Here is an 18,050-nt window from a genome sequence, read left to right on the forward strand (position 1 = left end):
GGTCGTTGCTCTCGGCGTGGGGGGTGCCACCGGACCGGTGACACCCGCCACGGCGGTGGACGACGGGTGGCTACACGGGCTGTCCGAACAGCTCCCGCAGCACGTCCTCCATGGTCACCAGGCCCGCCAGCTTGCCGTCCGCACCGAGCACGGCGGCCAGGTGCGTGCGGCTGCTGCGCATCGCCGTCAACACGTCGTCCAGCGGGGTCGTCGCCCGGACCCGGGCGATCGACCGCATGTCCTTGACCTGGAACGGAAGGTCCCGCGGTGACACGTCGAGCGCGTCCTTGACGTGCAGGTAGCCGACGATCCGACGGTTGTCGTCCACCACCGGGAACCGGGAGAAGCCCGACTGCGCCGACAGCCGTTCCAGCTGTTCCGGGGTGACGCCCACATGCGCGTAGACGATCTGTTCCAGCGGGAGCACCACGTCGTTGACCGGGCGGCGTCCCAGCTCCAGGGCGTCGTGCAGCCGCTCCTGGGCGCGGTCGTCGATGAGGCCCGCATCACCGGAGTCCTTCACCATCCGGGCCAGCTCCGCGTCCGAGAACGAGGCGGTGACCTCGTCCTTGGCGTCCACCCGCATCAGCCTCAGCAGTGCGTTCGCGAAGGCGTTGATCGTGAAGATCACCGGGCGCAGCGCCCGGGCCACCGCGACCAGCGGGGGCCCCAGCACCAGCGCACTGCGCACCGGCTCCGCGAGGGCGACGTTCTTCGGGATCATCTCGCCGAGCAGCATGTGCAGGTACGTGGCCACCGTCAGGGCGATCACGAAGGAGATCGGGTGGACCAGGCCGTGCGGCACCCCGACCGCGTCGAACGCGGGCTCCAGCAGGTGGGCGATCGCCGGCTCGGCGACGATGCCGAGGATCAGCGTGCACAGCGTGATGCCGAGCTGTGCGGCGGCCAGCAGCGCGGACACGTGCCGCAGTCCCCACAGCACGCTGCGCGCCCGGCGGTCGCCCTCCTCGGCGTGCGGCTCGATCTGGCTGCGCCGCACCGAGATCAGGGCGAACTCGGCGCCCACGAAGAAGGCGTTCGCGACCAGGGTCGCCAGCCCGATCAGCAACTGGACGGCGATCATCGCTCGTCCTCCTCGTCCGGGTCGGCGGTCAGGGGCGGTGCGTGCATCAGCACCCGGGCGGCCCGGCGCCCGGAGGCGTCCACCACGTCGAGCCGCCAGCCGGCGACCTCGACCCGGTCCCCGGCGGCCGGGATCCGGCCCAGTTCGGTGGCGACCAGCCCGGCCAACGTCTCGTACGGGCCGTCCGGTGCGCGCAGGCCGACCCGGGCGAGCTCGTCGGTGCGGGCGGAACCGTCGGCGGAGTACAGCGTGCGGCCGTCCTCGTCCTCGCCGGCGAGCGCCAGGTCCGGGGTCTCGTGCGGGTCGTGTTCGTCGCGGACCTCGCCGACGACCTCCTCGACGATGTCCTCCAGGGTGGCGACCCCGGCCGTGCCGCCGTACTCGTCGATGACGACGGCCATGGTGCGCTTGCCGGACAACCGGTCCAGCAGCCGTTCCACGGTCAGTGACTCCGGGACCAGCAGGGGCTCGCGCATCAGGGCGGAGACGGGCTCCCGCGGGCGTCGCTCGGCGGGAACGGCGAGGACGTCCTTGATGTGGACGACCCCCACCACCGTGTCGAGGTTGCCGCGGTAGACGGGGAACCGGGACAGTCCGGTGGCCCGGGTGGCGTTGGCGACGTCCTCGCAGGTGGCGCGTGCTTCCAGGGCCATCACCTGCACGCGCGGCGTCATCACGTTCTCCGCCGTGAGGTCCGCGAGGTTCAGGGTGCGCACGAACAGTTCCGCGGTGTCGGCCTCCAGCCTGCCCTCCTTCGCGGAGTGCCGGGCCAGGGCGACCAGTTCCTGGGGGCCGCGCGCGGAGGCGAGTTCCTCGGTGGGTTCCAGCCCGAGCCGGCGCAGCGCGCGGTTCGCGGTGTTGTTGAGGTGGGTGATGAGCGGGCGGAACGCGGCGCTGAAGAAGCGCTGCGGGGTGGCCACCCACTTGGCGATGACGAGCGGGGAGGAGATGGCCCAGTTCTTGGGCACCAGCTCGCCGACCACCATCAGGAACACCGTCGACAGGGCCGTACCGAGGACCAGCGCCACCGAGGAGGCCGCCGATGCGGGTATCCCGAGGTCCTGGAGCGGGCCGGAGATCAGCTTGGAGATGGACGGCTCGGAGAGCATGCCCACGATCAGGTTGGTGACGGTGATGCCCAGCTGGGCGCCGGAGAGCTGGAAGGTCAGGTTCTTGACTGCCTTGAGGGCGCTGGCGGCTCCGCGCTCGCCGCGCTCCACCGCCTGCTCCAGTTCGCCGCGCTCGACGGTGGTCAGGGAGAACTCCGCCGCGACGAACGCACCACAGGCCAGCGAGAGCAGGATCGCCACCCCGAGCAGGAGCACTTCGGTCATCGGGTCACCTCCGTCCCATGATCGGGCAGGGGCGGGGAGAACGCGCGATGTCTACTACTGGGAGGCTCGCCCATGGGCGGACGCTCACACCTTTCGGAACGGGGACGACGATGAGCTGGACCCCCCTGCCGATCAGGGTGGTCCACCTCATCGTAAAGGGTGCGCAAAGCCCCGTTCCGGTCCGTGCGACGCCGTTCCGGTCAGCCCGACAGCGGCTTGACCCAGCGCCGCCAGCGGTCCTCGCGGTGGTATCCGGCGGTGTCCCAGGTGCGGTGGGCCCGTTCGTTGGCCTCCAGGACCATGGCGTCGACCCGCCGCCCGCCCAGTGCGGCGAATCGTTGCTCCGCCGCTGTCAGCAGGGCGGTGGCGATGCCCCGCCGACGGTGGTCAGGATGCACGGCCAGCCGGTACAGGGAGCACCGCCAGCCGTCGAAGCCGGCGATCGCGGTGCCGACGAGGAGGCCGTCGCGTTCGGCGAGCAGCAGCGCACCGGGGTCCGTACGGATCAGACGGGTCACTCCGTCGGGGTCGTCGCTGATGCTCGTTCCCTCGGCGGCCCCGTGCCAGAACCGCAGTACGGCGTCGACGTCGGAGGGGGTGGCGCAGCGGATGCGGAGATCGTTCATGGGCCGAGCCAAGCAGAGCGCCAATCGGTCCGGCCAGCGATTTCCGTGCCGGGGCCCGCGCCGGGTGACCGGGGCGACGAGTCGCCGGGGGCGACGGGGCGTACGAGGGGGCGCACGGTCGGTCGCCGGGTGCGGCCGGACGCCCCGCCGACCACCTTGCCGACGCTAGCGGTTCGGCGCTAGCGTCGAGGCATGGCCAAGACGCAGCTGAACGTCCGGGTGGACGAGGACACCGCCCGAGCCGCGCGGGAACGCGCCCTCGCCCGCGGCATGAGCGTGAACCGCTACATCGAGGAACTGGTCAGACAGGACGCCGGGGAGACGGGGCACACGTTCGTCGAGGCCGCCGCCGACTTCATGAAGCAGTACGAGTCCGTCTTCGTCGAAGAGTTCGGCGCGGAGCACGAAGGTCGTCGTTGAAGGTTGAACCTGCGAATCGATCTTGCCTGGCTCCTGATGATCGCCGAACACAAGACACCGGGGGACCCCCAGGTCACCGACTGGGGCGCCCTGGTCGCCGCCGTCAGTAGACACGAGGCCGAGATATTCGGCAGGCCCGTCTACGACGACCCGTTCAGCCGCGCCGCCGCACTCCTCCAGGTGCTCCTGCACGTCCCCGCCCTGGAACGCTCCAACGCGATGTTCGCCGCCGCCGTCGCCTACGGCTACCTGGTCGCCAGCGGCCTCAAGGTCGCCACCTCGCCGGAACAGGTGCGCGAGCTGGCGGGGCTGGTGAAGGCGGGGAACGCCACGGTCCGACAGATCGCCGACGAACTGCGGGCCTGGAGCGCCTGAGCGCCCGCAACCGGCTCACACCCCGGCCGACGGGGGACGACGGGCGGTGCCCGACACCAGGTACGAGGTGGGCAGCCGGGGCCCCTTCGCCGGGATCACCACCGGACGCCGGGACTCCACGACGAAACCGGCACGCTCGATCGACGCCACCGGATCGCGGGCCACGTGACAGCCGCCGAACAGGAACGGCCACACCGTCCGGTCGAGCCCCCGTTGCGCCGCCGCCATCGCCCGGCCCGGCGCCACGCCGTGCTCGAAGAACCGCAGCACCCCACCCGGCCGCAGCACCCGGTGGAGTTCGCCCAGGGCCCGCGCGGTGTCCCGCACACTGCACAACACCAGGCACAGCACCGCCGCGTCGAACGCCTCGCCCTTCAGCGGCAGGGCCTCCGCCACGCCCGGCACCACGTCGACCGGCGCCCCGGAGCGACGGGCCGCCGTGCGGGCCAGCCGCCGCAACACCGCCTCCGGCTCGATCGCCACGACCTCCGACACGGACTGCGGATAGTGCCCGAAGTTCAGTCCGTTGCCGGCTCCGACCTCGACCACCCGGCCGCTCAGACCGGCGAGCAGCTCCGCACGGTACGGGCCCACCTCCGGCTCCGTCGCCACGCTCACCTTGGCGTACACCCGGGCGAAGACGGGGTGGCGCACCGCGTCCCGGTGCGCCGGTGCCGGACGGGTCCACGGGCGCATGGGAAACCTCCTGGTCCGACCGGCCCCGCACCGGCACGACAACGCATCCTCATTGTCCTCGCACCGGGGCGCCACCACCCGTCGACGGAAGCCGGCACCGCAGCGCCGTACGCCGGCTGCGCCCTGCTGCGCCGGACTACCCCGACGCCCCGTGCGCCGCGGACACCCCCGGTGCCGTACCGCCCGCCCCCAGCCGGGAGGGTGCTTCCCGCGGTGACGGTGCGCCCCAGGGCCGCGCGGACCACAGGGCGGCGAAGGCCCCGGCGTCCCAGTGGCCGTCCAGTTCCGGTGCGAGCCAGCCACCGGCCGCCGCCCGGAAGGCCCCCGGCTCCAGCGCGCCCGCCCCCTCGGGCACGGCCCCCCACAAGGGCGCGCCGGCCGCCTCCGGGAGGTCGTCCAGGTTGCAGCGCGCGGCGAGGTCCGGGTCCCGGGGCCAACTGCCCACCACGACCCCCGCCGGACCGAGCCCCCGGGCCCGCAGCGCCTCCGCCGTCAGCGCGGTGCCGTTGAGCGTGCCGAGCCCCGCCGGCACCACCACCAGCACCGGCGCGCCCAACAGCCGGGCCGCGTCGGCCAGGGTGCCGCCCGTCGCGTCGAACCGGACGAGCAGACCGCCCGCCCCCTCCACCAGCACCAGATCGTGGAGGGCCGCCAGCCGTCGGGCCGCCCGGGCCGTCTCCCGGGCACCCACCGCAGCCAGGCCCGATCGCCGCGCGGCCGTCGCCGGTGCCAACGGCTCCGGATACCGGGCGAGTTCGAGTGCCGCCACCGGCCCCGCCAACCGCGCCACCTCCTCGGCGTCGCCGCGTTCGCCCGGCGCGACACCGGTCTGCGCGGGTTTGAGCACCGCGACCGACCGTCCGGCGGCGAGCGCCACCGCGGCGACCGCCGCCGTGGTGACCGTCTTCCCGACCTCGGTACCCGTGCCCGTCACGACCAGGATCGCCATGGCGCCCCTCCGTTCCGTTCCGCCGCCCGTGGGCGTCCCCGCCCGTCCCCTGCCCGCACCCTCAGCCCGCGCCCGCCGCCGCGCGCACCGCACGGCCGATCCGGGCCACGTCCTCGTCCCGCGTCACGTACGGCGGCATCGTGTAGACCAGATCCCGGAAGGGGCGCAGCCACACGCCCTCGCGCACCGCAGCCCCGGTCGCCGCCGTCACGTCCACCTCGTGGTCGAGCTGGACCACCCCCACCGCGCCCAGCACCCGTACCTCCCGGACCCCGGGCAGCGCCGCCGCCGGGGCCAGCGCCTCGTGCAGCCCCGCCTCGATCCGCTTGACCTCCGTCCGCCAGTCCTGCGCGAGCAGCAGTTCGACGGAGGCCAGGGCGACCGCCGACGCGAGCGGATTGCCCATGAAGGTCGGGCCGTGGGCCAGTACCGGCACCTCGCCCCGGGAGATCCCCTCGGCGACGCGAGCGGTGCACAGGGTCGCCGCCATCGACACGTAGCCGCCGGTCAGCGCCTTGCCCACGCACATCACATCCGGCGTGACGCGGGCGTGGTCGGCCGCGAACAGCTCGCCCGTGCGGCCGAAACCGGTGGCGATCTCGTCCAGGACCAACAGCACGCCCTGCTCGTCGCACACCTCCCGCAGCACCCGCAGGTACTCCGGCGGATGGAAGCGCATCCCTCCCGCGCCCTGCACCACCGGCTCCACGATCACCGCGGCCAGCTCCCCGGCGTACCGGGCGACCGTCTCCCGCAGGTGGTCCGCGTACGCCTCCTCGTAGCCGGCCGGGGGAGCGTCCGCGAACACCTGCCGGGGCAGCACGCCGGACCACAGGGTGTGCATCCCGCCGTCCGGGTCGCACACGGCCATCGGCTGCCAGGTGTCGCCGTGGTAGCCGCCGCGCCAGGTCATGAGCCGCTGCTTCTCGGGCCGCCCGAGGGAACGCCAGTACTGGAGGCACATCTTCACCGCGACCTCGACCGACACCGAACCCGAGTCGGAGAGGAAGACGTGCTCCAACCCGTCCGGCGTGATGTCGACCAGCTTCTTCGCCAGCCGCACGGCCGGCTCGTGGGTGAGCCCGCCGAACATCACATGGCTCATCCGGCCGAGCTGGTCGCGCACCGCCTCGTTGAGGACGGGGTGGTTGTAGCCGTGGATCGCCGACCACCACGAGGACATGGCGTCGACCAGTTCGTCGGGGCCGCCCCACCGCTCACCGCACCCGTCGGCGAGCCGCAGCCGCACCCCGTCGGCCGAGACCACCACGAGCGGTTCCTGACGACCGGGCATCGGACCGTACGGGTGCCAGACGTGTTTCCGGTCCAGGTCGACCAGGTCGCGCAGCCCGCCCTCGGTCAGCGCCCCGCCCGAAGGCTCACGCATTGGGCGCCACCTGCGTTCCGGCGCCCCGCCGGCGCACCGCCACCAGGTCGGTGCGGGCCCGCGACGCCGGCTGCGGTGGGGCGGCTCCGGCGGCCACCGCGGGCGCCGGGCCGGCGCACGGCCCGCATCCCCCGGACGCCACCGGGACGGCGTCCGTGCCCTCGGTGGCCTCCGCGGCCTCTGCGCCCTCAGAGCCGGGCGCCCCGACGCCGCCGGACGCGCATCCGGACCCGCCGTCGTGCGAACCGCACCCGCCGTGGGAGCCGCACCCGCCACCGGGGGAGCCCGCGGCCCGGTGCTCCGGCAGGGTCACCCGGTCCGCGCCCTCCACCTCGAAGCCGGCGTCGGCGATCATCTCCAGGTCGGCCCGGCCCGCCTGCCCCTCACTGGTCAAGTAGTCGCCCAGGAAAAGGGAGTTGGCCAGGTGCAGCGCCAACGGCTGGAGCGTGCGCAGATGGACCTCCCGACCGGCGGCGATCCGCACCTCCGCGTCGGGGCACACGAACCGGGTCATCGCCAGCACGCGCAGGCACCGCTGGGGCGTGAGGTTCCACTCCTTCGCCAGCGGGGTCCCCTCGAACGGGATCAGGAAGTTCACGGGCACCGAGTCCGGGTCCAACGCCCGCAGCGCGAACACCACGTCGACCAGGTCCTCGTCGCTCTCACCCATCCCGGCGATCAGCCCGGAGCACGGCGACAAGCCCGCCGCGTGCGCCCGGCGCACGGTGTCCACCCGGTCGGCGTAGGTGTGGGTGGTCGTGATCCGTCCGTACGTGCCCTCGGAGGTGTTGAGGTTGTGGTTGTACGCATCGGCACCCGCGTCGCGCAGCCGCTCCGCCTGACCGTCCGACAGCAACCCGAGGCAGGCGCACACCTCGACGTCCTCGTGCTGGTCCTTGATCGCCCGGATCGTGTCCGAGACCCGCTCCACGTCCCGGTCGGTCGGACCCCGCCCGCTCGCCACCAGACACACCCGCTTCGCCCCGCCCGCGAGCCCGGCCGCCGCCGCCTCGGTCGCCTCCTCGGGCTTCAGCCACGTGTACTTGAGGATGCCGGCCGTGGAACCGAGCCGCTGGGAGCAGTAGGAGCAGTCCTCGGGACACAGCCCGGACTTCAGGTTGACCAGATAGTTGAGTTTCACCCGCCGTCCGAACCAGTGGCGGCGCACCCTCCCGGCCGCCGCCACCACGTCGAGCACGTCGTCGTCGGAGGTCGCCAGTACCGCGAGCGCCTCGTCCCGGGTCGGCAGCTCGCACCGGAGCCCCTTGTCCACCAGCGTGTTCAGCAGGTCCATGGCGCTGATCCTGGCCTACGCCACCCCGGCAGGCCAAGGAGACTTCGTACAACTCTGCTGCGCCGACGTGTGGGTATTGCCACATCCTGGCCCGGCGGGGCGGCCGTTAGGGTCTGTGCACTGCCTACAAAACCACCGGGCCTCCCCGGCCCCGGACACCCGGGCGGGCGCACCCCTGCTACCGGTCCACCCACCACCCCGGAGGCACACGTGCGGGCAACGCCGTTCGACTGGATCGACGCACAGGCCGAACGCCGTCGCGCCGAAGGACTCCTGCGCACCCTGCGCCCGCGCCCCGCCGACTCGCCCCTGCTCGACCTCGCCGGCAACGACTACCTGGGGCTCACCCGCCACCCACGGGTCACCGCCGCCGCCGCGGACGCGGCGCTGCGGTGGGGCGGCGGCGCCACCGGCTCCCGACTGGTCACCGGCACCACCGAACTGCACACCGAACTGGAGACGGAACTCGCCGCCTTCTGCGGCTTCGAGTCCGCGCTCGTCCTGTCCTCCGGCTACACCGCCAACCTGGCCGCGCTCACCGCCCTCGCGCCGACCGGCTCCCGCATCGTCTCCGACGCCGGCAACCACGCCTCCCTCATCGACGGCTGCCGGCTCGCCCGCGGCACCACCGACGTCGTCGCGCACGCCGCGCCCGACGCCGTCCGCAAGGAGCTCGCGTCGGGCAGCGGGCCCGCCCTGGTCGTCACCGACTCGGTCTTCTCGGTCGACGGCGACGCCGCCCCGCTCCCCGAGTTGGCCGCCGTCTGCCGGGCCGCGGGGGCCGCCCTGCTGGTGGACGACGCCCACGGGCTGGGTGTCCTCGGCGCCGGCGGTCGGGGCGCCCCGCACGCCGCGGGCCTCGCCGGCGCGCCCGACACCGTCGCCACGGTGACCCTGTCCAAGTCGTTGGGCAGCCAGGGCGGCGCGGTGCTCGGCCCCGCCCGGGTCATCGAACACCTGGTCAACGCCGCGCGCACCTTCATCTTCGACACCGGCCTCGCCCCGGCTGCGGTCGGCGCCGGGCTGGCGGCCCTCCGGGTGCTGCGCGCCGAACCCGACCGGCCCGCCCGGGTCCGCGCCGTCGCCACCCGGCTGCACGGTCTGCTCACCGACGCCGGATTGACCGCCGCGCGCCCCGATGCGGCCGTGGTGTCCGTGCGGGCCCCGTCACCCGGGGCGGCGCTGAGTTGGGCCGCCGACTGCCGTACGGCGGGGCTCGCGGTCGGCTGCTTCCGACCGCCGTCCGTACCCGACGGGATCTCGCGGCTGCGACTGACGGCGCGCGCCGACCTCACGGACGCCCAGGTGCGGGAGGCGGTCCGGGTGGTCGTGGACCGGGCTCCGGCGGGCGCGCGGCACTGACCGGGGCGGGGTGTGCGGGGGAGTGCGGTGGGGGAGCCGCGGGGGCCGGCGGCGGGTGGATCACCGACGGGCGATGCCGCCGAGGAACGCGGTCCAGGTACCGGGGGCGAAGAGCAGCACCGGTCCCCGGGGGGCCTTCGAGTCGCGCAGGGCGAGCCGCCCGGCGGCCGGGCCCCCGGCGGGCCGGGCCGTTTCGATGCAGTTGTTCATCCCCGTGCTCCGGCTGCTGCGTCGCCAGTGGACGTCGCCCAGTGAGGTGCTGTCGATCAGTGAGGTGGTGCGACAGGGAAACGGCCGCGACCGGTCGGACATGGTTCCTCCTTCACGCGCCGTGACGGACCCCCGCGATGAAGTCCAGGGAGTCTTCGGGAGAAAGGGCCTGTTCCTCCACTGAGGTGAAGGCGTCGAGATAGGCCTTCACCTCAGGTTTTCCCTCCAGGTAGAGGCTACTCGTGAGGTCATCGAGAACGACCACATCCAGATCGTCGGTTTTCGGAAAGGAGAACAGGACGAAGGGGCCGGTGAGCCCGATGTGTTCGCCGGCCGAGAACGGCACCACGCGCAGCCGCACCAGCCCGCGGCGCGCCGTCTCGACCAGGTGGTCGAGTTGCCCCGCCAGCACGGCGGCCCCGCCGACCGGACGCCGCAGCACCGCCTCGTCCAGGACGGCTTCGAGTCGGGGCGGCGCCGCGCGGCGCAGCACCTCCTGCCGGGCGAGCCGCACTTCCACCAGCCGCTCGACCTCAGCCTCCGGCAGGCCCACCACCGAGGCCCGGGTCACCGCCCGTGCGTAGCCGGGGGTCTGGAGCAGTCCCGGCACCACCACGGTCTCCAGGGTGCGCACCCGGTTCGCCTGCTCCTCCAGACAGATGAAGTCCCGGTAGGCGGGCGGCAGCAGCTGCCGGTAGTCGTGCCACCAGCGGTGACCGGACGCGCCGTCCGGTTCGGCGAGCGCGACGAGCAGGTCCCGCAGCGACTCGTCGTCGACCTGGTAGAGGTCGAGGAGGAGCCGCACGTCATCGGCCTTGACCCCGCTGCGCGCGGTTTCGATCCGGCTCACCTTCGACTGGTTCCAGCCCGCTCGTCGCGCGGCCTCCCCGCTGGTGAGGTCCGCGTGGACGCGCAGCCGGCGCAGCTCGGAGCCGAGCTTGCGGCGGCGTACGGCGGGGCGGTGCTGCATGGCCGACTCCTTCCGGCCGGTGGGTGGTCCACCGCCAGACGGTAGAGGATGCGGCGACCGCGGGGGCGCGAGCGGCGTGCGGAGGTAGCGAGGGGGCGTACTGCCGGACTCGCTGGCCGGCGCGGAAGAGTTCACCGCTTCGAGCGACAGATATATGCACATCCTCGTGGATCGGCCCCCGTGACCGGCGCGCAGATGGCAGGCTGGCCGCAGCACCAGTCCGGGACCGTCCGCGAACCATCCGCCTCACGCCGGAGTCCGGTCCCGGTGGGAAAGGGACGACGTCGCCATGGCAGATCATCAGGAAGCATCCGTAACCCTGCCGAGCGAGCCCGCCTCGGTCCCCGTCGCGCGTGCCTACGTGAGTGACGTCCTCGCGGACTGGGGCATCCCCGCCGATGCGGGGGTGACCGACACGGTCCGGCTGATCGTGTCGGAGCTGGCGACCAACGCGATCCAGCACACCCTCGGTCAGTCGCCCACGTTCACCGTCGACGTGGAACTGCTCAGGGACGAGCAGCTGCGCGTCGGGGTCACCGACAGCCACCCGCGCCATCCCCAGCGCCTCCCGGCGGCCGTTCAGCAGGACAACGGCCGTGGCATGGCCATCATCCGCTCGCTCACCGTCGAGCACGGGGGGCGGCTGTCGGTCAGTCCCACCCCCGAGGGCGGCAAGACGGTGTGGATCGCCCTGCCCGTGCAGCGGTGGTGGCGCTCGCCCAGCGCTGACCGTCCCGCCCAGCGCTGAGGCGCGGGGGCGTGCGGAACGACGAGAACCGGTCAGGGCGGGCCGTCACCGCGCCGTCCCGGACTTCCCCGCCGTGCCCCCGGGGTCCCGTCCGGATTCCGTCCTTCGCCCGCCCAGGAGGCCCGTGCGGCCGAGCGGCGGTTCAGGCGCCGCAGCACCTGCCAGGGCAGGACGACCCACAGTCCCGCGCACACCGCCAGGGTGCCCACGGCGGCGGCGACGCCCCCGGCCCGGCCCACGGCCACGTCCACCGCGAGCAGCACCGATCCGGTGAGCGCCAGGGACAGCGCCCCGAGCCCGAGTTCGGTCAGCCGGGACGACACCCACACGATGTCGGGCTTGGCACCCCGTCGGAACAGGTAGCGGTGGATCGCCGCGGGGGCCGTGAACAGGGCCGCGGCGAGGATCGCCAGGCACAGGGAGACCACGTACGTACTGCGCTGCACGAGGTCGAGTGACGGGAAGCGGGGCGTGAACGCGAGGGTCAGCAGGAAGGCGAAGAGGATCTGCACACCGGTCTGGGTGACGCGGAGTTCCTGGAGGAGTTCCCCGAAGTTCCGGTTGGCCCGCTGCATCGAGCTCTCCGCGAGGGGACGCTCGGACCGCTCATCAGTCATGTGTCATGGGTAACCGGTCCGGGCTGCTTCAGCGGGGACCGAAAGGGTGGGGAACGCACACGCCCCGTTCCCCACCCCGTCAGACGGTCAGCACACGGGTCCCCGTGCGCCCCGCTCAGTTCGTCGCATCGCTCACCGCACCCGTCCGTACTTGACGCTCTTGGTCCAGATCTTCGTGAGCCGTACCACGTCGCCGGTTTTCGGGGAGTGCCACATCTTGCCGCCGCCGGCGTAGATGCCGACGTGGTAGACGTTGCTGCCCGAGTAGAAGAAGACCAGGTCTCCCTTGCTACGGTTGCTCGCCTTCACGCGCTTGGTCTTGTTGTACTGGCCCGCAGCCGTACGGGGCAGGTTCTTGCCCGCCTTCTTGTACGAGTACAGCGTGAGTCCGGAGCAGTCGAATCTGCTCGGCCCGGTCGCGCCGTACCGGTAGGGAGCGCCCTTCTTCGAGGCGGCCACCTTGAGTGCCTTGGTCGCGGACGTCGCGGCGGTCGCCTCTGAGGCGGCGCCGGGAGCCACTATGCCGCCGCCTACGGCGACGAGCGTCAGAGCCGAGGCCGTTCCGGCCCTGGTCAGCAGCGACGGGACACGATTGAGCGCAGTCATTGCGCAACCCTTCGTCAGCCGCCTGTGAAGGATGACCTGTCGGGTTCGGGCAGGCGAAGATGCCCGGCCGCTCACGCGGCTTCACCCCAAGGGCCCGCCCGGATCTCTCCGGCGGCCCGTCTTGCTCGGGTCCTCCACTCCTGCCGATCCACTCCTGTCGACCTGGCGTCCGGGCGGCGGCAGGACTCGGCGTCCGCCCGGACCGCCCCGCCGCTGTGGCGGGGGCTTGTCGTCGGAAGGGATCTTCACGCATGAACACCGGAAAAACCGAACGTTACCGCTGGTTTGTGAGTCTCCTCACCCCTGACCCGTTCAGGTGGACAGTCCTCCGAGCGGGCGCAGCCGCGGACATCGGACGACGTCTGTACCAGCGGTGAAACGTCGTTTGCTAAGGATCGGGTAGACATATGAAGCAAGTCGGAACCCCTTGAATGTCTACCCTTTAATACGCTGATCGGGGGTACCTCGTCCGGGCCGTTTCGGGTGACTCTCGGACGCCGGGTCAGTTGCCGTCCGGTGGCACCCCGACGCGCGCCGCCCGTCGTACGCCGTCCAGGGTGCGCAGCGCACGGGCCAGCGTGTCGGCGTGCACCTGGCTCTCGCCGCGCTGGTGCATCAGCGCCAGCGCGTCCCGCAGCTCCACGGCCTTGCCGACGAGCGCCTGCGCGGCGCGCAGGCCTCGATAGGTGTCGTCGGCGCGCGCGGGATTGATCCGGCCGAGCAGGTCCACGGCCTCCAGGTACCGGTCGATGAGTTCCCCTTCGGCGCGGGTCAGCGCCGGCAGCGGGGGCAGGTCGGGAAGCACCGTCGCCTACCGGGTGGCCCGGGTCGCGGGGGTGCCCTTGCGGCTCGCCACGATCCGGTCGACGAGTCCGTACTCCAGGGCCCGGGGCGCGTCGAGGAACAGGTCGCGCTCGATGTCCGCGGCCACCCGCTCGCGCGGCTGCCCGGTGTGCCGGGTCAGCAGCTCCTCCAGCAGGTCGCGGGTGCGCTGGAGCTCACCGGCCCGGGCCGCCAGGTCGTCGGCCCGGCCCTGGACGGGTTCGGCGAGCGAGGGCTGATGGATCATCACCCGTGCCCCGGGCAGGGCGAGTCGCTTGCCCGGCGTGCCCGCCGCCAGGAGGACGGCCGCTGCGGACGCGGCCTGTCCCAGGCAGATCGTCTCCACGTCGCAGCTGAGGAAGCGCATCGTGTCGTAGATCGCGGTCATGGCCGTGAACGAGCCGCCGGGCGAGTTGAGGTACAGCGAGATGTCCCGGTCGGGCGCCGCGTGTTCCAGGTGCATCAGTTGGGCCGTCACGTCGTTCGCCGCGGTGTCGTCGATGGGGGTGCCCAGCATCACGATCCGCTCGTCCAGCAGCTTGCCGTACGGGTCGAGCGTGCGCGGGCCCCAGGAGGTCCGCTCGGTGAACCGGGGCAGGACGTAGCGGGCCGCCGACTGAAGGGTCACGACGATCGCCTCCTCTGAGGAAAAAATGTACAGGACGTACATGTCGTTATGATGGGAGCATGGCTCACGAGATCCCGGTCACGCAAGCACGTGCCGAACTGGCCGACCTGATCAACCGCGTCGTGTACGGGGGCGAGACGGTCGTGCTCACCCGACACGGCAAGCCCCTCGTCGCGCTGGTCTCGGCGGATGACCTGGGCAAACTCGATGAGCTCAAGGAGCGTGAGAGCGAGCCGGTGATCAGTTCCGTGTCGTCCCTGCGTCCCCTTCCCTCCGCTCCGGGCGAACGGCGGCGCTTCGGGATCACGGCGGAGCACCGGGGTCCGGACGCCCGCTAGCGCGTCTACGCGCCCCTTGGCAAGACTTCGCGCCCGCGCACGCCTCATCGGTGCGTGGGCGCTGCTGTGCGCTCCGGGTCCGGGCGTCCGCCCTGCGGAGCCACCCCTCGAACGGACGGGGCCGGATGGGAGCCCCCGGGAGGGACCGGACGGCGGGGAACCGACCAGGCCGCCCCGGATAACCGGCGTGACGGTCTGTTTCTGGAGCGGCTCCCCATCGCCCCCCCCGGGCGGTGTGGTGCGGTCACACCCCTGGAGGCGCGGTGCGGTGCAGTGCTGCAATGGGGGCATGGTGTCCCCCGATCGGTTACTCGCCTTCGCCGCGATGTCCTTGGCCCTCATCGTCATCCCCGGTCCCAGCGTGCTGTTCGTCATCGGACGGGCCCTCGCCCAGGGGCGCCGCGCGGCCCTGACGACGGTGGTGGGCAATGCGCTCGGTGCCTATGTCCTCGTCGTGGCCGTCGCGTTCGGGGTGGGGGCGATCGTGGAGCGTTCCGTGCTCGTCTTCACCGCGCTGAAGCTGGTGGGCGCCGCCTACCTCGTCTACCTCGGGGTCAGGGCGGTGCGACAGCGACGGGTGACGCCCGAAGCCGCCGCGGCGCAGGGTGCGGCCCGGGGCGGTCTGCGCACGCTCTGGGACGGCTTCCTCGTCGGCGTGGCCAACCCCAAGACCATCGTGTTCTTCGCGGCCGTGCTCCCGCAGTTCGTGGACCGGACGCAGGGCGACGCCGTCGCCCAGATGCTGGTGCTCGGAGTCGTCTTCAACGTCATCGCCTTGGTCTGCGACAGCGTGTGGGGTCTCGTCGCGGCCACCGCACGGGGCTGGTTCGCCCGCTCCGCGGAGCGATACGCCGTGGTCGGCGGCGTCGGCGGCTGCACGATGATCGGCCTCGGGGTGACCGTCGCCGTCACCGGCCGGGCGGACTGACCCGGCTCCGCCCGCGGAGTCCCACGGGCGGCGCGGCGCGACCACCGCCCCGTGCCCGCAGCCCCCCTACCCGCCTTCGCCCCGTGCCCGCCGCCGTCGTCCTACAGCCGGGCGCCGTTGCTGCCCGGCGCGCCCGAGGGGCGCTCGGTGACGCCCCTGCGCCGTCCCCGGTGCCCGTCCGACACCACCGCGCCCTCACCGGCCCGGCTCGCCGACCGAGGCCGCACCTTCGCACACCGTCCGCCTCGTCCGTCTCACCGGCGGCGACGTCCTCGGCGGCGGCGCCATCGTCGCCGTCCGACTGGGAGATCCGCCTTCTCCGCTGCCGGATGCCGTCGCTGACCCCGTGCGGCGCCGGTACCCGACTGGTCACCGAAGCCCGAGGAACCCGGGTCCGGTACGCCCCCGCGACCACTCAGGGTGGCGCCAGGACCGACCTCACCGGGTCCAGTAGTGGAAGCGCGCACGCTTGGGCCCGCACGCGCCGTCGGCGAGGGCCTCCTCGTAGCCCTGCCGCACGGCGGCGTCGACCTCCGCCTTCGACGCACCCATGGGCAGGTAGGCGCTGGAGTAGACGACGCACGACGGGTCGTGGACCGGCCACAGCGCCCACGACCCGAACGCGACGACGGCCGCCGCCGCTGCGAGCACGGCTGCGAATCGGCGGCGCGGCGTGGAGAGAAGACGGGACGTCACCAGCGGATGGTACGGAACGGCGCACGGACGACGGACGGCCGGGGCCTCGTGCCAGCCGACAGCGAGGGCATCTTCGACGACCACCTTCGGCGACCACGTGCGGCCCCAGTCCCAACCACCGGATACCGGTCGCCACCGGACACGCCGGTGAGCGGTACGCGGCATCCCGGTTATCGGATTGGCAAAGAACTCGAACCCCGTCTGTTGTCAGGGACCCCTCACAGGACAGGATCACGCTGCCTTTACTCGAATCTGCTTACGGGAGATCCCACTTGAGACGGACACGAGCAAGTCGGGCCACCGCGCTCGGCTCCGCGGGAACCATGATCGCGGCCACCCTCATAGCCGGCGCGCTGGCCGCTCCCGCCGCCAGCGCGTACGAGGGCCGCGACCGGGACCGCGACCAGGTGCGGGGCCAGGAGCGCCAGCAGATCGGCGCCGCCATCGCCGCGACGCGTGCCGCCAAGGCCGGGGTCGACTGGAAGGACTGTCCGACCGACTGGGGGCTCCCCAAGCCGATCCAGTGCGGATGGGTGACGGTCCCGCTCGACTACGCCAAGCCGTTCGGCAAGCAGATCAAGCTCGCGGTCGACCGGATCGGCCACACCGGCACCCCCGAGGAGCGCCAGGGCGCCCTCGTCTACAACCCGGGCGGACCCGGCGGCTCCGGCATGCGCTTCCCGGTCCGGGTCACCGCCAAGAACCCGCTGTGGGTCAAGACCTCCAAGGCGTACGACTTCGTCGGCTTCGACCCGCGCGGCGTCGGCCACTCGGCGCCGATCTCCTGCATCGACCCGCAGGAGTTCGTCAAGGCGCCCAAGATGGACCCCGTGCCCGACAGCGAGGCCGACAAGCGCGTCCAGCGCGGGCTCGCCGCCGCCTACGCGGACGGCTGCGCCGAGCGCAGCGGCGAGATGCTGCCCCACATGACCACGCCGAACACCGCACGCGACCTCGACGTCATCCGGGCCGCACTCGGCGAGGAGAAGCTCAACTTCCTGGGCGTCTCCTACGGGACCTACCTGGGCGCCGTCTACGGCACGCTCTTCCCGGACCACGTCCGCCGCCTCGTGGCCGACAGCGTCGTCAACCCGTCCCGCGAGAAGATCTGGTACCAGGCCAACCTCGACCAGGACGTGGCCTTCCAGATGCGTTGGAACGACTGGCTGACCTGGGTCGCCAAGAACGACGCCGTGTTCCACCTCGGCGACACCCGCGCCGAGGTCGAGGAGCAGTGGCGCACGCTGCGGGCCACCGCCAAGAAGAACCCCCTCGGCGGAGTGGTCGGCCCGGCCGAGCTGATCGGCTACTTCCAGGCGGCCCCGTACTACGACTCCCGCTGGGTGCCCGTCGCCCGGGTGTGGAGCCAGTACGTCGCCGGGAACACCCAGGCACTCGTCGACGCCGCCGCCCCCGACCTGTCGGACACCGCGGGCAACGCCTCGTCCGAGAACGGCAACGCCGTGTACACCGCCGTGGAGTGCGCCGACGCCAAGTGGCCGCGCGACTGGCGCACCTGGGACCGGGACAACACCCGGCTCCACGAGAAGTACCCCTTCCTCACCTGGTCCAACGCATGGATGAACCTGCCCTGCGCGACCTGGAAGTCGAAGCAGCACACCCCGGTCGAGGTCACCACCCGCAAGGGGCTGCCGCCGGTCCTGATCGTGCAGGCCGCCCGTGACGCGGCCACGCCGTACGGGGGCGCGCTCGAACTGCACAAGCGGTTCAAGGGCTCCCGGCTGATCACCGAGGAGAACGCCGGCTCGCACGGCGTCACCGGGATCGTCAACCCGTGCGTCAACGACCGCGTCGACACGTACTTGCTGACCGGCGAGGTCGACGGCAAGAACGTCAGCTGCGCCCCGCACGCCGCACCGAAGCCGTGACCGGCCCGGCGCGCCCCGCCCCCGCCCGGCGCGCCCCCCCCCCCCGGCCACCGCGCGGCCGGGGCCACACC

The 18,050-nt window shown here is 72.7% G+C and carries 21 protein-coding genes and 1 riboswitch; of the genes, 7 read left to right on the forward strand and 14 right to left on the reverse strand.

The window, feature by feature from the left end:
• Window positions 1–70: 70 nt before the first annotated feature.
• From ACFWIA_RS22565 to ACFWIA_RS22575, 3 genes are all read right to left on the reverse strand, one after another.
• A complete protein-coding gene (locus tag ACFWIA_RS22565; protein WP_387007831.1) occupies window positions 71–1,084 on the reverse strand; it encodes a hemolysin family protein in 1,014 nt (337 codons plus the stop codon).
• Window positions 1,081–2,418: a hemolysin family protein gene (locus ACFWIA_RS22570; RefSeq protein WP_387007832.1), complete on the reverse strand. Its 1,338-nt coding sequence runs from the start codon at window positions 2,416–2,418 to the stop codon at window positions 1,081–1,083. Before ACFWIA_RS22570 ends, ACFWIA_RS22565 begins: the two co-directional genes overlap by 4 nt.
• 200 nt (window positions 2,419–2,618) lie before the next feature.
• A complete protein-coding gene (locus tag ACFWIA_RS22575; RefSeq protein ID WP_387007833.1) occupies window positions 2,619–3,044 on the reverse strand; it encodes a GNAT family N-acetyltransferase in 426 nt (141 codons plus the stop codon).
• A 192-nt stretch (window positions 3,045–3,236) separates the two neighbouring features.
• On the opposite strand from ACFWIA_RS22575, the gene ACFWIA_RS22580 reads away from it, so the two are divergent.
• Window positions 3,237–3,464: an antitoxin gene (locus ACFWIA_RS22580; RefSeq protein ID WP_387007835.1), complete on the forward strand. Its 228-nt coding sequence runs from the start codon at window positions 3,237–3,239 to the stop codon at window positions 3,462–3,464.
• Window positions 3,465–3,467: 3 nt separating this feature from the next.
• A complete protein-coding gene (locus ACFWIA_RS22585; protein ID WP_387007837.1) occupies window positions 3,468–3,839 on the forward strand; it encodes a fic family toxin-antitoxin system, toxin component in 372 nt (123 codons plus the stop codon).
• Between the two features lie 15 nt (window positions 3,840–3,854).
• Here ACFWIA_RS22585 and ACFWIA_RS22590 read toward each other — a convergent pair whose 3' ends face one another.
• The 4 genes from ACFWIA_RS22590 to bioB form a co-directional block, all read right to left on the reverse strand.
• Window positions 3,855–4,535 carry a class I SAM-dependent methyltransferase gene (locus tag ACFWIA_RS22590; protein WP_387007839.1) on the reverse strand — a complete coding sequence of 227 codons (681 nt, stop codon included), beginning with the start codon at window positions 4,533–4,535 and terminating at the stop codon, window positions 3,855–3,857.
• A 136-nt stretch (window positions 4,536–4,671) separates the two neighbouring features.
• Complete coding sequence (gene bioD / locus ACFWIA_RS22595; protein ID WP_387007840.1) at window positions 4,672–5,484, reverse strand: dethiobiotin synthase; 813 nt, start codon at window positions 5,482–5,484, stop codon at window positions 4,672–4,674.
• A gap of 61 nt (window positions 5,485–5,545) precedes the next feature.
• The gene (locus tag ACFWIA_RS22600) at window positions 5,546–6,871 is read right to left on the reverse strand and encodes an adenosylmethionine--8-amino-7-oxononanoate transaminase (RefSeq protein ID WP_387007842.1); all 1,326 of its coding nucleotides are present in this window, start codon (window positions 6,869–6,871) and stop codon (window positions 5,546–5,548) included.
• Window positions 6,864–8,165, reverse strand: a complete 1,302-nt coding sequence (bioB, locus tag ACFWIA_RS22605; RefSeq protein WP_387007844.1) for a biotin synthase BioB — start codon at window positions 8,163–8,165, stop codon at window positions 6,864–6,866. The genes ACFWIA_RS22600 and bioB overlap by 8 nt, the downstream gene beginning before the upstream one ends.
• Before the next feature lie 210 nt (window positions 8,166–8,375).
• On the opposite strand from bioB, the gene ACFWIA_RS22610 reads away from it, so the two are divergent.
• On the forward strand, window positions 8,376–9,527 hold the full coding sequence (locus tag ACFWIA_RS22610) for an 8-amino-7-oxononanoate synthase (RefSeq protein ID WP_387007845.1): 1,152 nt from the start codon (window positions 8,376–8,378) through the stop codon (window positions 9,525–9,527).
• Between the two features lie 60 nt (window positions 9,528–9,587).
• Here the strand turns inward: ACFWIA_RS22610 and ACFWIA_RS22615 are convergent, their stop codons facing one another.
• Both ACFWIA_RS22615 and ACFWIA_RS22620 read right to left on the reverse strand, forming a co-directional pair.
• On the reverse strand, window positions 9,588–9,839 hold the full coding sequence (locus tag ACFWIA_RS22615) for a DUF397 domain-containing protein (RefSeq protein ID WP_385760080.1): 252 nt from the start codon (window positions 9,837–9,839) through the stop codon (window positions 9,588–9,590).
• A 10-nt stretch (window positions 9,840–9,849) separates the two neighbouring features.
• Window positions 9,850–10,707 carry a helix-turn-helix domain-containing protein gene (locus tag ACFWIA_RS22620; RefSeq protein ID WP_387007847.1) on the reverse strand — a complete coding sequence of 286 codons (858 nt, stop codon included), beginning with the start codon at window positions 10,705–10,707 and terminating at the stop codon, window positions 9,850–9,852.
• 289 nt (window positions 10,708–10,996) lie between these two features.
• On the opposite strand from ACFWIA_RS22620, the gene ACFWIA_RS22625 reads away from it, so the two are divergent.
• A complete protein-coding gene (locus ACFWIA_RS22625) occupies window positions 10,997–11,455 on the forward strand; it encodes an ATP-binding protein (protein ID WP_387007849.1) in 459 nt (152 codons plus the stop codon).
• A gap of 32 nt (window positions 11,456–11,487) precedes the next feature.
• On the opposite strand, the gene ACFWIA_RS22630 is transcribed toward ACFWIA_RS22625, so the two are convergent.
• From ACFWIA_RS22630 to ACFWIA_RS22645, 4 genes are all read right to left on the reverse strand, one after another.
• Window positions 11,488–12,072, reverse strand: coding sequence for a DUF6328 family protein (locus ACFWIA_RS22630; protein ID WP_387007851.1), 585 nt, complete (start codon window positions 12,070–12,072; stop codon window positions 11,488–11,490).
• 132 nt (window positions 12,073–12,204) lie between these two features.
• Window positions 12,205–12,678, reverse strand: a complete 474-nt coding sequence (locus tag ACFWIA_RS22635) for a C40 family peptidase (RefSeq protein WP_387007852.1) — start codon at window positions 12,676–12,678, stop codon at window positions 12,205–12,207.
• A gap of 4 nt (window positions 12,679–12,682) precedes the next feature.
• A riboswitch (cyclic di-AMP (ydaO/yuaA leader) is annotated at window positions 12,683–12,880 on the reverse strand.
• Between the two features lie 300 nt (window positions 12,881–13,180).
• Entirely contained in the window at window positions 13,181–13,483 is a 303-nt protein-coding gene (locus ACFWIA_RS22640; protein ID WP_385494659.1) for a hypothetical protein, read from the reverse strand.
• Between the two features lie 6 nt (window positions 13,484–13,489).
• Complete coding sequence (locus ACFWIA_RS22645; RefSeq protein ID WP_387007854.1) at window positions 13,490–14,170, reverse strand: ATP-dependent Clp protease proteolytic subunit; 681 nt, start codon at window positions 14,168–14,170, stop codon at window positions 13,490–13,492.
• 17 nt (window positions 14,171–14,187) lie between these two features.
• On the opposite strand from ACFWIA_RS22645, the gene ACFWIA_RS22650 reads away from it, so the two are divergent.
• Both ACFWIA_RS22650 and ACFWIA_RS22655 read left to right on the forward strand, forming a co-directional pair.
• Entirely contained in the window at window positions 14,188–14,466 is a 279-nt protein-coding gene (locus tag ACFWIA_RS22650) for a type II toxin-antitoxin system Phd/YefM family antitoxin (protein WP_387007856.1), read from the forward strand.
• A gap of 289 nt (window positions 14,467–14,755) precedes the next feature.
• Window positions 14,756–15,394, forward strand: a complete 639-nt coding sequence (locus tag ACFWIA_RS22655) for a LysE family translocator (RefSeq protein ID WP_387007858.1) — start codon at window positions 14,756–14,758, stop codon at window positions 15,392–15,394.
• A gap of 438 nt (window positions 15,395–15,832) precedes the next feature.
• On the opposite strand, the gene ACFWIA_RS22660 is transcribed toward ACFWIA_RS22655, so the two are convergent.
• Entirely contained in the window at window positions 15,833–16,090 is a 258-nt protein-coding gene (locus ACFWIA_RS22660) for a hypothetical protein (RefSeq protein WP_387007860.1), read from the reverse strand.
• 323 nt (window positions 16,091–16,413) lie between these two features.
• Between ACFWIA_RS22660 and ACFWIA_RS22665 the strand changes: the two genes are divergently transcribed.
• A complete protein-coding gene (locus tag ACFWIA_RS22665) occupies window positions 16,414–17,979 on the forward strand; it encodes an alpha/beta hydrolase (protein WP_387007876.1) in 1,566 nt (521 codons plus the stop codon).
• Window positions 17,980–18,050: the final 71 nt, after the last annotated feature.

Source organism: Streptomyces sp. NPDC127068, assembly GCF_042724695.1.
Lineage (GTDB): Bacteria > Actinomycetota > Actinomycetes > Streptomycetales > Streptomycetaceae > Streptomyces.